Genomic DNA, 15,445 nt, shown 5'->3' on the forward strand with positions numbered 1-15,445 from the left:
CTTTACTGTAAGGAATGCTTATTACACATATAATACGCATGATTTGAGGGGTGAATCAGTTGACAGGTCAACTAGTTCAGTATGGACGACACCGCCAGCGCAGAAGCTATGCTCGCATTAGCGAAGTGTTAGAATTACCAAATCTCATTGAAATTCAAACCTCTTCTTATCAGTGGTTTCTTGATGAGGGTCTTAGAGAGATGTTTCAAGACATATCGCCAATTGAGGATTTCACTGGTAACCTCTCTCTTGAGTTCATTGACTACAGTTTAGGAGATCCTAAGTATCCTGTAGAAGAATCAAAAGAACGTGATGTGACTTACTCAGCTCCGCTAAGAGTGAAGGTTCGTTTAATTAACAAAGAAACTGGAGAGGTAAAAGACCAGGATGTCTTCATGGGTGATTTCCCTATTATGACAGATACAGGTACTTTTATCATCAACGGTGCAGAACGTGTTATCGTATCTCAGCTTGTTCGGTCTCCAAGTGTATATTTCAGTGGTAAAGTAGACAAAAACGGTAAAAAAGGTTTTACCGCTACTGTCATTCCAAACCGTGGCGCATGGTTAGAATACGAAACTGATGCGAAAGATGTTGTGTATGTCCGCATTGATCGCACACGTAAGTTGCCGGTTACGGTTCTTTTGCGTGCTCTCGGCTTCGGCTCCGATCAAGAGATTCTCGATCTCATTGGCGAGAACGAATATCTTCGCAACACGCTTGATAAAGACAACACTGAAAACAGTGATAAAGCGCTTCTTGAAATCTATGAGCGCCTCCGTCCGGGAGAGCCTCCTACTGTAGAAAACGCAAAAAGCTTGCTGGATTCCCGTTTCTTTGATCCGAAGCGTTACGATCTTGCGAATGTAGGACGCTATAAAATTAACAAAAAGCTTCATATCAAGAACCGTCTGTTTAACCAGCGGCTTGCAGAAACACTGGTGGATCCTGAAACCGGTGAAATTCTCGCTGAAAAAGGGCAGATTCTTGACAGAAGAACACTCGATAAAGTCCTGCCATACTTAGAAAATGGGATAGGCTTCAGAAAGCTTTATCCTAACGGCGGCGTAGTCGAGGATGAAGTGATGCTTCAATCCATTAAAATCTTTGCTCCTACTGACCAAGAAGGAGAGCAGACGATCAATGTGATCGGCAATGCTTACATTGAAGAAGCGATTAAAAACATTACGCCTGCTGATATTATTTCTTCTATCAGCTACTTCTTCAACCTTCTGCACGGCGTAGGCGACACAGATGATATCGACCATCTCGGAAACCGCCGTCTGCGTTCTGTAGGCGAGCTCTTACAAAACCAATTCCGTATTGGTTTAAGCCGGATGGAACGTGTCGTTCGTGAAAGAATGTCCATTCAAGACACGAATACCATCACGCCGCAGCAGCTGATTAACATCAGACCTGTTATCGCGTCCATTAAAGAGTTTTTCGGAAGCTCACAGCTTTCTCAATTCATGGATCAGACGAACCCGCTTGCTGAATTAACTCATAAGCGCCGTCTGTCAGCTCTCGGACCGGGCGGATTGACTCGTGAACGCGCCGGAATGGAAGTGCGTGACGTACACTACTCTCACTACGGCCGTATGTGTCCGATTGAAACGCCTGAGGGCCCGAACATCGGTTTGATTAACTCATTGTCATCATTTGCGAAAGTAAACCGCTTTGGTTTCATTGAGACGCCATACCGCCGTGTCGACCCTGAAACAGGCAAAGTAACGCCTAGAATTGATTACTTGACTGCCGATGAAGAAGACAACTATGTCGTAGCTCAAGCAAACGCAAAGCTGAGCGATGACGGTTCATTCATTGATGACAGCATTGTAGCCCGTTTCAGAGGGGAGAACACCGTTGTTGCCCGCAACCGCGTGGATTACATGGACGTATCTCCTAAACAGGTTGTATCTGCTGCGACAGCATGCATTCCTTTCTTGGAAAACGATGACTCAAACCGCGCCCTCATGGGAGCGAACATGCAGCGTCAGGCTGTGCCTTTGATGCAGCCGGAAGCGCCGATTGTCGGAACGGGTATGGAATATGTATCCGGTAAAGACTCTGGGGCAGCTGTTATTTGTAAACACCCTGGTATCGTTGAGCGTGTAGAAGCGAAAAGCGTATGGGTGCGCCGCTACGAAGAAATTGACGGCCAGAAAGTAAAAGGCAACCTGGATAAATACAGCTTGCTGAAATTTGTCCGCTCCAACCAAGGTACGTGCTACAACCAGCGTCCGATTGTAAGTGTCGGCGATGAAGTAGTCAAAGGGGAAATCCTTGCTGACGGTCCTTCTATGGAGCTTGGGGAGCTTGCGCTCGGCCGCAACGTAATGGTCGGCTTTATGACATGGGATGGCTACAACTATGAGGATGCCATCATCATGAGTGAACGCCTTGTGAAAGATGATGTATATACATCCATTCACATTGAAGAATATGAATCAGAAGCACGTGATACAAAGCTTGGACCTGAAGAGATCACTCGCGACATTCCAAACGTCGGAGAAGACGCGCTTCGCAACCTTGATGACCGCGGAATTATCCGTATCGGTGCGGAAGTCAATGACGGAGACCTTCTCGTCGGTAAAGTAACGCCTAAAGGCGTCACTGAGCTTACTGCGGAAGAACGCCTTCTTCATGCGATCTTTGGAGAAAAAGCCCGCGAGGTTCGTGATACTTCTCTGCGTGTGCCTCACGGCGGCGGCGGAATTATCCACGACGTAAAAGTCTTTAACCGTGAAGACGGAGACGAACTTCCTCCGGGTGTGAACCAGCTTGTACGCGTATATATCGTTCAGAAACGTAAAATTTCTGAAGGAGATAAAATGGCCGGACGTCACGGAAATAAAGGGGTTATCTCTAAGATTCTTCCTGAAGAAGATATGCCTTACCTTCCTGACGGCACGCCGATCGATATCATGCTTAACCCGCTGGGCGTACCTTCACGTATGAACATCGGGCAGGTATTAGAGCTTCACATGGGTATGGCTGCCCGTTACCTCGGCATTCACATCGCGTCACCTGTATTTGACGGCGCGCGTGAAGAAGACGTATGGGAAACGCTTGAAGAAGCAGGCATGTCAAGAGACGCTAAAACAGTTCTTTATGACGGCCGTACGGGAGAACCGTTCGACAACCGTGTATCTGTCGGAATCATGTACATGATCAAACTTGCTCACATGGTTGATGATAAACTTCATGCCCGTTCTACAGGACCTTACTCACTTGTTACGCAGCAGCCTCTTGGAGGTAAAGCTCAATTCGGAGGACAGCGTTTTGGTGAGATGGAGGTTTGGGCGCTTGAAGCTTACGGTGCGGCTTACACGCTTCAAGAAATCCTGACCGTGAAGTCCGATGACGTGGTTGGACGTGTGAAAACATACGAAGCCATCGTGAAAGGCGATAATGTTCCAGAACCTGGTGTTCCGGAATCATTCAAAGTATTAATCAAAGAGCTTCAAAGCTTAGGTATGGACGTGAAAATCCTCTCAGGCGATGAAGAAGAGATAGAAATGAGAGATCTAGAAGACGAGGAAGATGGCAAACAAGCTGACGGTCTTGCATTATCAGGTGATGAAGCGCCGGAAGAAGCAGCATCTCCAGACGTTGAACGTGATGTAGTAACAAAAGAATAGTCTCTGATTGATAAAGCAAGTGACATCGGTTAATCCGAAGATAAAAAGGGAGGTAGGCCCCTTGCTGGATGTGAACAATTTTGAGTATATGAACATCGGTCTTGCTTCACCGGATAAAATCCGTTCATGGTCTTTTGGTGAAGTGAAAAAGCCTGAAACGATAAACTATCGTACGTTAAAACCTGAAAAGGACGGCCTGTTCTGCGAACGCATTTTCGGACCGACAAAGGACTGGGAATGTCATTGCGGCAAGTACAAGCGGGTTCGTTATAAAGGCGTAGTTTGTGACCGTTGCGGAGTTGAAGTAACGCGGGCTAAAGTCCGTCGTGAGAGAATGGGGCATATTGAACTGGCTGCCCCGGTTTCTCACATTTGGTATTTCAAAGGTATTCCGAGCCGTATGGGCCTCGTATTGGATATGTCACCGCGTGCGTTAGAAGAAGTGATTTACTTTGCTTCTTACGTCGTAACCGATCCGGCTAATACACCGCTTGAAAAGAAACAGCTTTTATCTGAGAAGGAATACCGTGCGTATCTTGATAAATACGGCAGCAAATTCCAAGCCTCTATGGGTGCGGAAGCCATTAATAAACTTCTTCAAGACATCGACCTTGTCAAAGAAGTTGATATGTTAAAAGAAGAGCTGAAAACATCTCAAGGACAGCGGCGCACACGTGCGATCAAACGCCTTGAAGTATTGGAAGCCTTCCGTAATTCAGGAAACAAGCCGTCTTGGATGATCCTTGATGTGCTTCCGGTTATTCCTCCTGAGTTAAGACCGATGGTTCAGCTTGACGGCGGACGTTTCGCGACGTCTGACCTGAATGACCTTTACCGTCGTGTCATCAACCGTAACAATCGTTTAAAACGTCTGTTGGATCTCGGCGCTCCGAGCATCATCGTTCAGAACGAAAAACGTATGCTTCAGGAAGCTGTCGATGCTCTGATTGACAACGGACGCCGCGGCCGTCCTGTAACAGGTCCGGGTAACCGTCCGTTAAAATCTCTTTCTCACATGCTGAAAGGGAAACAAGGACGCTTCCGTCAGAACCTTCTCGGTAAACGTGTAGACTACTCCGGCCGTTCTGTTATCGTAGTAGGACCGCATCTGAAAATGTACCAGTGCGGATTACCGAAGGAAATGGCGCTTGAGCTCTTCAAGCCTTTCGTCATGAAAGAGCTTGTTGAAAAAGGCCTTGCGCACAACATTAAGAGCGCGAAACGCAAAATCGAGCGCGTACAGCCTGAAGTTTGGGATGTACTTGAATCTGTTATTAAGGAGCATCCGGTCTTATTGAACCGTGCCCCTACGCTTCACAGATTAGGTATTCAGGCTTTCGAACCGACGCTTGTAGAAGGACGCGCAATCCGTCTTCACCCGCTCGTATGTACAGCCTATAACGCTGACTTTGACGGTGACCAAATGGCGGTTCACGTACCTTTATCAGCGGAGGCTCAAGCTGAGGCGCGCATTCTGATGCTTGCAGCGCAAAACATCTTGAACCCTAAAGATGGTAAACCGGTTGTAACGCCGTCTCAGGATATGGTATTAGGAAACTACTACCTGACGCTTGAGCGTGCCGGAGCTGTCGGCGAAGGTATGGTATTCAAGAATACAGATGAAGCGCTTCTTGCTTATCAAAACGGATATGTCCACCTTCATACGAGAGTGGCCGTTGCGGCGAACTCCCTGAAGAATGTGACATTTACTGATGAGCAGCGTTCTAAACTGTTAATCACAACAGTCGGTAAACTCATTTTCAATGAAATTCTTCCTGAGTCATTCCCTTATATGAATGAACCAACGAAGAGCAACATTGAAGAGAAAACACCTGACCGTTTCTTCTTAGATAAAGGTGCTGACGTTAAAGCTGTGATTGCAGAGCAGCCAATTAATGCACCGTTTAAAAAAGGTATTCTGGGTAAAATCATCGCGGAAATCTTTAAACGATTCCACATCACGGAAACGTCTAAAATGCTTGACCGCATGAAAAACCTTGGTTTCAGATATTCAACGAAAGCCGGTATCACAGTTGGGGTTTCTGATATCGTCGTTCTCGATGATAAACAAGAAATCCTTGAAGAAGCACAAAGCAAAGTTGACAATGTCATGAAACAGTTCAGACGCGGTCTAATCACCGAAGAAGAACGCTATGAGAGAGTCATCTCAATTTGGAGTTCAGCCAAAGACGTCATCCAAGGCAAACTGATGAAATCATTAGACGAAGTCAACCCGATCTACATGATGAGTGACTCAGGAGCCCGTGGTAACGCATCTAACTTTACGCAGCTTGCGGGTATGCGCGGTCTGATGGCCAACCCGGCTGGACGAATCATTGAGTTGCCGATCAAATCAAGTTTCCGTGAAGGTCTGACGGTATTGGAGTACTTTATCTCCACTCACGGTGCGCGTAAAGGTCTTGCCGATACCGCCCTGAAAACAGCTGACTCAGGTTACCTTACACGCCGTCTTGTCGATGTGGCGCAGGATGTTATCATTCGTGAAACAGATTGCGGAACTGACCGCGGTATTCTCGCTAAACCGCTCAGAGAAGGCACGGAAATCATTGAGCGCCTGGAAGAGCGCCTAATCGGCCGTTTCTCCAGAAAACAGATCAAACATCCTGAAACGGGTGCTGTGCTCATTAACGAAAATGAATTGATCGATGAGGATAAGGCGCTTGAAATCGTTGAAGCCGGTATTGAAGAAGTGTGGATTCGTTCTGCCTTCACATGTAATACGCCTCATGGTGTGTGTAAACGATGCTACGGCCGAAATCTTGCGACCGGAACCGATGTTGAAGTCGGAGAAGCGGTCGGTATTATCGCTGCCCAATCAATCGGTGAGCCTGGTACGCAGTTAACGATGCGTACGTTCCATACAGGCGGGGTTGCCGGAGACGATATCACACAAGGTCTTCCGCGTATCCAAGAGCTTTTCGAAGCGCGTAATCCGAAAGGTCAAGCGACGATTTCTGAAATTGACGGTACAATTGCCGAAATCAACGAAGTCCGCGATAAACAGCAGGAAATCGTTGTTCAAGGCGCTGTTGAAACCCGTTCATACACGGCACCTTACAACTCACGCTTAAAAGTAGCGGAAGGAGATCAGATTACTCGCGGTCAAGTACTGACTGAAGGTTCTATCGATCCGAAAGAGCTTCTTAAAGTCACTGACCTGACAACGGTTCAAGAGTATCTTCTTCACGAGGTTCAAAAGGTTTACCGTATGCAGGGTGTTGAAATCGGCGATAAACACGTTGAAGTAATGGTTCGCCAAATGCTTCGCAAAGTACGTGTGATCGATGCCGGAGACACTGATGTGCTTCCTGGCACATTGCTTGACATTCACCAATTCACAGAAGCGAACAAAAAAGTGCTGCTTGAAGGCAACCGACCTGCTACGGGCCGTCCTGTTCTTCTCGGTATCACAAAAGCTTCTCTTGAGACAGATTCATTCTTGTCTGCTGCGTCATTCCAAGAAACGACCCGTGTTCTTACAGACGCTGCAATTAAAGGCAAGCGCGATGAACTTCTCGGCCTGAAAGAAAATGTTATTATCGGTAAACTGGTTCCGGCCGGTACCGGTATGATGAATTATAGAAAAGTAAAACCTGTTTCTAACGTTCAGCCGTCTGAAGATATGGTTCCGGTTGAATAGTTGAAAACTGCTGCAGGAAAGGCTGTTTCGACAGCTTTTCCGCAGTCTTATTAATATTCTGGTGACGGACGGCACTAAAAAATGTCATACGTTGTTGACATCCGTCTCACAGAGTGATAATATAACCAAGGTGCTCGAAATAAAACCTGTTACTTTGGAGGATATGTTTATGTCTTATGATAAAGTATCACAGGCCAAATCAATTATTATTGGTACGAAGCAAACAGTGAAAGCTCTAAAACGAGGTTCAGTAAAGGAAGTCGTCGTGGCAAAAGACGCGGACTCAGTTCTTACGGCAGGCGTTATTCAGCTTGCGAAGAACCAAAATGTCGCGGTCTGTATGGTGGAATCCATGAAAAAGCTCGGCAAAGCCTGCGGAATTGAAGTGGGAGCAGCAGCTGTTGCCATTATGTTATAGCGTACTTTTTTGTTTTTACGTAAGAAATTATTCTTGTGTAAAGACATTGTTTTTTGCCTAATGATGAACCACCTGGGTATGTGGGTTATAAAACGTAATGAAGGGAGGAACACAATATGCCTACAATTAATCAGCTAATTCGCAAGGGACGCGTGAGCAAAGTTGAAAACTCTAAGTCACCTGCACTAAACAAAGGATACAACAGCTTTAAAAAAGAGCACACTAACGTATCTTCTCCACAAAAACGCGGGGTATGTACTCGTGTCGGTACAATGACACCGAAAAAACCGAACTCAGCACTTCGTAAATATGCTCGTGTTCGTTTAACTAACGGAATCGAGGTTACTGCCTACATTCCTGGTATCGGTCATAACCTGCAAGAGCACAGCGTTGTACTGATCCGCGGCGGACGTGTAAAAGACTTACCGGGTGTACGCTACCACATCGTCCGTGGTGCGCTTGATACTGCCGGAGTAGAAAACCGTGCGCAAGGCCGTTCTAAATACGGAACAAAACGCCCTAAAGCAAAGTAATAAAATCATAAATCATTAAAATTAATGAAGGGAGGATATACAGATGCCACGTAAAGGTCCTGTAGCAAAAAGAGACGTTTTACCTGATCCGTTATACAACTCTAAGCTTGTATCCCGTCTTATCAACAAAATGATGATTGACGGTAAAAAAGGTAAATCTCAAACAATCCTATACAAGTCATTCGATATCATTAAAGAACGCACTGGCAATGATGCAATGGAGGTTTTCGAACAAGCATTGAAAAACATCATGCCTGTACTTGAAGTTAAAGCACGCCGTGTAGGTGGAGCTAACTACCAAGTGCCTGTAGAAGTTCGTCCAGAACGCCGTACAACTCTTGGTCTTCGCTGGTTGGTTAACTATGCGCGTCTTCGCGGAGAAAAAACAATGGAAGAGCGCCTGGCTAACGAAATTCTTGATGCAGCTAACAACACTGGTGCTGCCGTTAAGAAACGTGAAGACACTCACAAGATGGCTGAAGCGAACAAAGCGTTTGCTCACTACCGCTGGTAGGATTCTTATATTTAAAAAACACAATTTCCTAATAAGGAAGGAGAAATTACCCAATGGCAAGAGAGTTCTCCTTAGAAAAAACTCGTAATATCGGGATCATGGCTCACATCGATGCCGGTAAAACGACAACTACAGAACGGATCTTGTTCTACACAGGCCGTATCCACAAAATTGGCGAAACTCACGAAGGAGCTTCGCAAATGGACTGGATGGAGCAGGAACAAGAACGCGGTATCACGATCACTTCCGCAGCTACAACTGCACAGTGGAAAGGTTACCGTGTAAACATCATCGATACACCGGGACACGTAGACTTCACAGTTGAAGTTGAACGTTCACTTCGTGTACTTGATGGTGCGGTTGCCGTGCTTGATGCACAATCAGGCGTTGAGCCTCAAACAGAAACAGTATGGCGCCAAGCAACAACTTACGGAGTGCCGCGTATTGTATTTGTCAACAAAATGGACAAAATCGGCGCAGATTTCCTTTACTCTGTAGGAACTTTAAGAGACCGTCTTCAAGCAAACGCTCATGCAATCCAATTGCCGATCGGTGCTGAAGACAACTTCGAAGGTATCATTGACTTAGTAGAAAACGTTGCGTATTTCTATGAAGATGACCTTGGAACTCGTTCTGATGCGAAAGAAATCCCTGAAGAGTACAAAGAGCAAGCTGAAGAGCTTCGCAACAGCCTGATTGAAGCTGTGGCTGAGCTTGATGAAGAGCTTATGGAAAAGTACCTTGAAGGTGAAGAAATTTCTATCGACGAGCTGAAAGCTGCTATTCGTAAAGGTACACTGAATGTTGAATTCTACCCTGTACTTGTCGGTTCTGCTTTCAAAAACAAAGGTGTTCAGCTTGTACTTGATGCCGTTCTTGACTACCTTCCTGCACCGACTGACGTTGCTGCAATCAAAGGTGTACGTCCTGACACTGATGAAGAAATTGTTCGTCATTCTTCTGATGAAGAGCCGTTCTCGGCACTTGCATTTAAAGTTATGACTGACCCATATGTCGGTAAGCTGACATTCTTCCGCGTATATTCCGGAACACTTGATTCCGGTTCATATGTGAAAAACTCTACTAAAGGCAAGCGTGAGCGCGTAGGACGTATCCTTCAAATGCACGCTAACAGCCGTGAAGAGATTTCTACTGTATACGCAGGGGACATCGCAGCTGCTGTAGGTCTAAAAGATACTTCTACTGGAGATACTCTATGTGATGAAAAGGATCTTGTAATCCTTGAATCAATGGAATTCCCAGAACCGGTTATCGACGTAGCGATTGAGCCTAAATCAAAAGCTGACCAAGATAAAATGGGTGTCGCTTTGGCAAAACTTGCTGAAGAAGATCCTACATTCCGTACACAAACAAACCAGGAAACTGGTCAAACAATCATCTCTGGTATGGGTGAACTTCACCTTGACATCATTGTTGATCGTATGAAGCGTGAATTCAAAGTTGAAGCTAACGTAGGTGCTCCTCAAGTAGCATACCGTGAGACTTTCCGCAGCAGTGCAAAAGTTGAAGGTAAATTCGTACGTCAGTCAGGCGGACGCGGTCAGTTCGGTCACGTTTGGATTGAATTCGAACCGAACGAAGAAGGCGCTGGCTTTGAATTCGAAAACGCAATCGTCGGTGGTGTTGTTCCTCGTGAATACATCCCAGCCGTACAAGCAGGTCTTGAAGACTCTCTTGAAAATGGTGTCCTAGCTGGATTCCCGCTAATCGACATCAAGGCGAAACTTTTTGATGGATCTTACCATGATGTTGACTCAAACGAAATGGCGTTTAAAGTCGCTGCTTCTATGGCATTGAAAAATGCAGTCAGCAAATGTAACCCTGTTCTTCTTGAACCAATCATGAAAGTTGAAGTGGTTATTCCTGAAGAATACATGGGAGACATCATGGGCGATATTACATCTCGTCGCGGACGCGTAGAAGGTATGGAAGCTCGCGGTAACGCACAAGTAGTGCGTGCGATGGTTCCTCTTGCTGAAATGTTCGGTTACGCTACTGCCCTTCGTTCTAACACGCAAGGCCGCGGTACGTTCACTATGCACATGGACCACTACGAAGAAGTGCCGAAGAGCATCGCTGAAGAAATTATCAAAAAAAATAAAGGCGAATAATTGATTTTGCCACTTAACTCAAGTATAACTACTATTGTAAGATGAGGAAGTGAAAGCAAGCTTTCACTTTCTATCACTCTATACATCACTAATTAAAAGCTCTTAAGGAGGATTTTAGAATGGCTAAAGAAAAATTCGACCGTTCCAAATCACATGCCAATATCGGTACAATTGGACACGTTGACCATGGTAAAACAACATTAACTGCTGCTATCTCAACAGTACTTCATAAGAAATCTGGTAAAGGTACAGCTATGGCGTACGATCAAATTGATGGTGCTCCAGAAGAACGTGAGCGCGGTATCACAATCTCTACTGCACACGTTGAGTACGAAACTGACACTCGTCACTATGCACACGTAGACTGCCCAGGACACGCTGACTATGTTAAAAACATGATCACTGGTGCTGCGCAAATGGACGGAGCTATCCTTGTAGTATCTGCTGCTGATGGCCCAATGCCGCAAACTCGTGAGCACATCCTTCTTTCTAAAAACGTTGGTGTACCTTACATCGTTGTATTCCTTAACAAATGCGACATGGTAGACGACGAAGAGCTTCTTGAACTTGTTGAAATGGAAGTTCGCGATCTTCTTAGCGAATATGACTTCCCTGGTGATGATGTACCAGTTGTTAAAGGTTCTGCTCTTAAAGCTCTTGAAGGAGACGCTGAGTACGAAGAAAAAATTCTTGAACTTATGGCTGCAGTTGACGAGTACATCCCAACTCCAGAACGCGACACTGAAAAACCATTCATGATGCCAGTTGAGGACGTATTCTCAATCACTGGTCGTGGTACAGTTGCTACTGGCCGTGTAGAACGCGGACAAGTTAAAGTCGGTGATGAAGTTGAAATCATCGGTCTTCAAGAAGAAAACAGCAAAACAACTGTTACAGGTGTTGAAATGTTCCGTAAGCTTCTTGACTACGCTGAAGCTGGTGACAACATCGGTGCCCTTCTTCGCGGTGTAGCTCGTGAAGATATCCAACGTGGACAAGTACTTGCTAAACCAGGTACAATCACTCCACACAGCAAATTCAAAGCTGAAGTTTACGTTCTTTCTAAAGAAGAGGGTGGACGTCATACTCCATTCTTCTCTAACTACCGTCCTCAGTTCTACTTCCGTACAACTGACGTAACTGGTATCATCCATCTTCCAGAAGGCGTAGAAATGGTTATGCCTGGAGATAACACTGAAATGAACGTTGAACTTATCTCAACAATCGCTATCGAAGAAGGAACTCGTTTCTCTATTCGTGAAGGCGGACGTACTGTTGGTTCAGGCGTTGTTTCTACAATCATTGAATAATCGATTCGTTCATTAATGCGGGGTCCCATATGGGGCCTCGTTTTTTGTTTCTTGCTTAAATCATTGTATAATAGAAGTTATACAAATTTTAGGAGCAAAGCTATGAGTGACAATTATGGTACGAACGATCGTATTTCACTTTTGCAACAATTGAAGATAAACGATAGTGAACAAACAATCATGATTAACGGCAATGACAAGAAAAATCCGCTGCTTTTGTTTCTGCATGGCGGGCCGGGAACTCCGCAAATCGGCTACGCAAGAAGATACCAGAAAGAGCTGGAAAAGCATTTCACTGTAGTGAACTGGGATCAGAGAGGGGCGGGGCTCTCATATTCAAGGGAGATACCCGGCTCATCCATGACCATGGCACAAATGACTGCCGACGCCATTGATGTGACGGAACGTCTCTGCAAACAGTTCAGTAAACAGAAAATATATGTCGTCGGCTATTCATGGGGCTCAGTGCTGGCGCTTAACGTCCTGCAGCTGAGACCTGATCTGTATCACGCGTATATCGGCATCAGTCAGGTGGTAAATATTCAAAAAGAAGAAATGGAAGCTTACCGGCAGCTTACAACATGGAGCAGAGAAAACAAACATCGGATGCTGGACAAGCTGCTTCGGTTTATTGGCCCTCCTCCTTGGAACGGACAGCTGAAGCAGGCATTATTTCTGTTTGGCATTGAAATGAAGGGGGGAGGCTTTACCCATAAACGGTTGGCGGTACTCAAAGTGGGCAGCCGTATGCTGTTTGGTGAACCATATGGCGTAAGAGGGAGCCTTTTAGCTGCCCGCGGCCAAATGTTCAGCCTGAAGCATTTGTGGGGGGAACTACTCCGGTTTGATGCCGAAGAATCAGTTTCTTCTATTAAAGTACCATGTTGTTTTATATCGGGGCGATTTGACCTGACCGTTCCGGGAAGTATATCGCACGGTTTTTATAAACAGGTGAAGGCCCCGTATAAAGAATGGTTTTGGTTTGAAAACTCGGCCCACTCTCCTCATTTGGAAGAGCCGGACTTGTTCGCCGAGGTTCTCAGCCGCTTCGCAACATTCCATCTCTGATAAGAAAACGGCATATCCTTGATTATTACTAATAACACCTGTATAATAATCAAAGTGTGAAAACCACAAGGTTATTCAAATATACCTTGCAACATACGTCTATTTTCTGTATAATGGTGTATGTTGGTCTTTGACTGCGATGAAGTGAGAGGTTGCTGACACACCCGGCCGCTTTGCCATGGCAAGGTGATCAGGTTTTTCTCACGGAGAACTGTCTAACGTGATGTAGGCGAAAAGGAGGGAAAATAATGGCAAAACAAAAAATTCGTATTCGTTTAAAAGCATATGATCATAGAATCCTTGATCAATCTGCAGAGAAGATTGTTGAAACGGCAAAACGTTCTGGTGCCAGCGTATCTGGTCCGATTCCGTTGCCGACTGAAAAATCAGTTTACACAATCCTTCGTGCGGTGCACAAATACAAAGATTCTCGTGAGCAATTTGAAATGCGTACACATAAACGTTTAATCGACATTGTGAACCCAACACCACAAACTGTTGATGCTCTCATGCGATTAGATTTACCATCTGGTGTCGATATCGAAATCAAACTTTAATTCTAAAATATAGAATGATCTTAATAGGAGGTGTGACGAATGACCAAAGGAATCTTAGGAAGAAAAATTGGTATGACGCAAGTATTCGCAGAAAACGGTGATCTTATCCCGGTAACTGTTATTGAAGCAGCTCCAAACGTTGTTCTTCAAAAGAAAACAGCTGAAAACGACGGCTACGAAGCCATTCAGCTTGGTTTTGACGATAAGCGCGAAAAGCTTTCAAACAAACCGGAAAAAGGCCACGTTGCAAAAGCGGAGACTGCTCCTAAGCGCTTCGTTAAAGAATTACGCGGAGTGGAAATGGATGCGTATGAAGTTGGTCAGGAAGTCAAGGTTGAAATTTTCTCTGCAGGAGAAATCGTAGATGTAACAGGAGTATCTAAAGGTAAAGGTTTCCAAGGTGCAATCAAGCGCCACGGACAATCTCGCGGACCTATGTCTCACGGTTCACGCTACCACCGTCGTCCTGGTTCAATGGGACCTGTAGATCCTAACCGTGTATTCAAAGGTAAATTATTACCTGGACGCATGGGCGGAGATCAAATCACTGTCCAAAACCTTGAAATCGTAAAAGTAGATGCTGAGCGCAATCTTCTTTTGATTAAAGGTAACGTACCTGGTGCGAGAAAAGCTTTAATCACTGTGAAAAGTGCTGTTAAATCTAAATAAGTCTCTTAGGAAAGGAGGAAATTGATCATGCCAAAAGTAGCATTATACAACCAAAACGGTTCTACTGCTGGTGATATCGAATTAAACGCTTCTGTATTTGGAATTGAGCCAAATGAGAGCGTAGTATTCGACGCTATTCTTATGCAAAGAGCTTCCTTACGTCAAGGATCTCACAAAGTAAAAAATCGTTCTGAAGTACGCGGCGGAGGTCGTAAACCATGGCGTCAAAAAGGTACAGGTCGTGCCCGTCAAGGTTCTATCCGTTCACCGCAATGGCGCGGAGGTGGTGTCGTATTCGGCCCAACACCACGCAGCTATTCTTATAAATTACCTAAAAAAGTTCGCCGCTTGGCAATCAAATCAGTATTGTCTTCTAAAGTGAATGACAACAACATCATTGTTCTTGAAGATCTTACTCTTGATACGGTTAAAACAAAAGAAATGGCAGCTATCCTTAAAGGACTGTCTGTTGAGAAAAAAGCTTTAATCGTAACTGCGGATGCAAACGAAGCAGTATCTCTTTCTGCTCGTAATATCCCTGGAGTTACTGTTGTTCAAGCTAACGGAATCAACGTGTTAGACGTTGTCAACCACGAGAAGCTTCTGATTACGAAAGCTGCGGTTGAAAAAGTAGAGGAGGTGCTTGCATAATGAAAGATCCTCGTGATGTTCTTAAGCGCCCCGTCATTACTGAACGTTCTGCTGATTTAATGACTGAAAAAAAATATACTTTTGAAGTTGATGTTAGAGCTAATAAAACAGAAGTGAAAGATGCAGTTGAAAGTATCTTTGGAGTGAAAGTTGACAAAGTCAACATCATGAACTACAAAGGGAAATCAAAACGTGTCGGCCGCTACACTGGTATGACTAGCCGTCGCAGAAAAGCGATCGTAAAACTTACTGCAGACAGCAAAGAAATCGAAATTTTTGAAGCTTAATTAT

The 15,445-nt window shown here is 45.1% G+C and carries 12 protein-coding genes; all 12 read left to right on the forward strand.

What is annotated here, in order from left to right; all coding sequences use genetic code 11:
* The first annotated feature begins 59 nt into the window (after window positions 1-59).
* The 12 genes from rpoB (at window position 60) to rplW (ending at window position 15,441) form a co-directional block, all read left to right on the forward strand.
* Window positions 60-3,641 (forward strand): DNA-directed RNA polymerase subunit beta, encoded by a 3,582-nt coding sequence (gene rpoB, locus AXI59_RS05810; protein ID WP_061527646.1) that lies wholly within the window; start codon window positions 60-62, stop codon window positions 3,639-3,641.
* A 61-nt stretch (window positions 3,642-3,702) separates the two neighbouring features.
* Window positions 3,703-7,302 carry a DNA-directed RNA polymerase subunit beta' gene (gene rpoC, locus AXI59_RS05815; protein WP_061521289.1) on the forward strand — a complete coding sequence of 1,200 codons (3,600 nt, stop codon included), beginning with the start codon at window positions 3,703-3,705 and terminating at the stop codon, window positions 7,300-7,302.
* A 169-nt stretch (window positions 7,303-7,471) separates the two neighbouring features.
* The gene (locus tag AXI59_RS05820; RefSeq protein WP_061521288.1) at window positions 7,472-7,720 is read left to right on the forward strand and encodes a 50S ribosomal protein L7ae-like protein; all 249 of its coding nucleotides are present in this window, start codon (window positions 7,472-7,474) and stop codon (window positions 7,718-7,720) included.
* Between the two features lie 116 nt (window positions 7,721-7,836).
* Window positions 7,837-8,253: a 30S ribosomal protein S12 gene (gene rpsL, locus AXI59_RS05825; protein WP_003156445.1), complete on the forward strand. Its 417-nt coding sequence runs from the start codon at window positions 7,837-7,839 to the stop codon at window positions 8,251-8,253.
* Between the two features lie 43 nt (window positions 8,254-8,296).
* Window positions 8,297-8,767 (forward strand): 30S ribosomal protein S7, encoded by a 471-nt coding sequence (gene rpsG / locus AXI59_RS05830; protein WP_003156447.1) that lies wholly within the window; start codon window positions 8,297-8,299, stop codon window positions 8,765-8,767.
* 53 nt (window positions 8,768-8,820) lie between these two features.
* Complete coding sequence (gene fusA / locus AXI59_RS05835) at window positions 8,821-10,899, forward strand: elongation factor G (protein ID WP_061527647.1); 2,079 nt, start codon at window positions 8,821-8,823, stop codon at window positions 10,897-10,899.
* Window positions 10,900-11,018: 119 nt separating this feature from the next.
* Window positions 11,019-12,209, forward strand: a complete 1,191-nt coding sequence (gene tuf, locus AXI59_RS05840; RefSeq protein ID WP_061521286.1) for an elongation factor Tu — start codon at window positions 11,019-11,021, stop codon at window positions 12,207-12,209.
* A 102-nt stretch (window positions 12,210-12,311) separates the two neighbouring features.
* Window positions 12,312-13,277, forward strand: coding sequence for an alpha/beta fold hydrolase (locus AXI59_RS05845; protein WP_061527648.1), 966 nt, complete (start codon window positions 12,312-12,314; stop codon window positions 13,275-13,277).
* 248 nt (window positions 13,278-13,525) lie between these two features.
* Complete coding sequence (gene rpsJ, locus AXI59_RS05850; protein ID WP_003156464.1) at window positions 13,526-13,834, forward strand: 30S ribosomal protein S10; 309 nt, start codon at window positions 13,526-13,528, stop codon at window positions 13,832-13,834.
* 39 nt (window positions 13,835-13,873) lie between these two features.
* A complete protein-coding gene (gene rplC, locus AXI59_RS05855; protein ID WP_061521284.1) occupies window positions 13,874-14,503 on the forward strand; it encodes a 50S ribosomal protein L3 in 630 nt (209 codons plus the stop codon).
* A 27-nt stretch (window positions 14,504-14,530) separates the two neighbouring features.
* Window positions 14,531-15,154, forward strand: a complete 624-nt coding sequence (gene rplD / locus AXI59_RS05860) for a 50S ribosomal protein L4 (RefSeq protein ID WP_007615239.1) — start codon at window positions 14,531-14,533, stop codon at window positions 15,152-15,154.
* Window positions 15,154-15,441 (forward strand): 50S ribosomal protein L23, encoded by a 288-nt coding sequence (rplW, locus tag AXI59_RS05865; protein WP_003156467.1) that lies wholly within the window; start codon window positions 15,154-15,156, stop codon window positions 15,439-15,441. The genes rplD and rplW overlap by 1 nt, the downstream gene beginning before the upstream one ends.
* The last annotated feature ends 4 nt before the right edge of the window (window positions 15,442-15,445 follow it).

It is taken from the genome of Bacillus nakamurai (assembly GCF_001584325.1).
In the GTDB taxonomy this organism is placed as follows: Bacteria; Bacillota; Bacilli; order Bacillales; family Bacillaceae; genus Bacillus; species Bacillus nakamurai.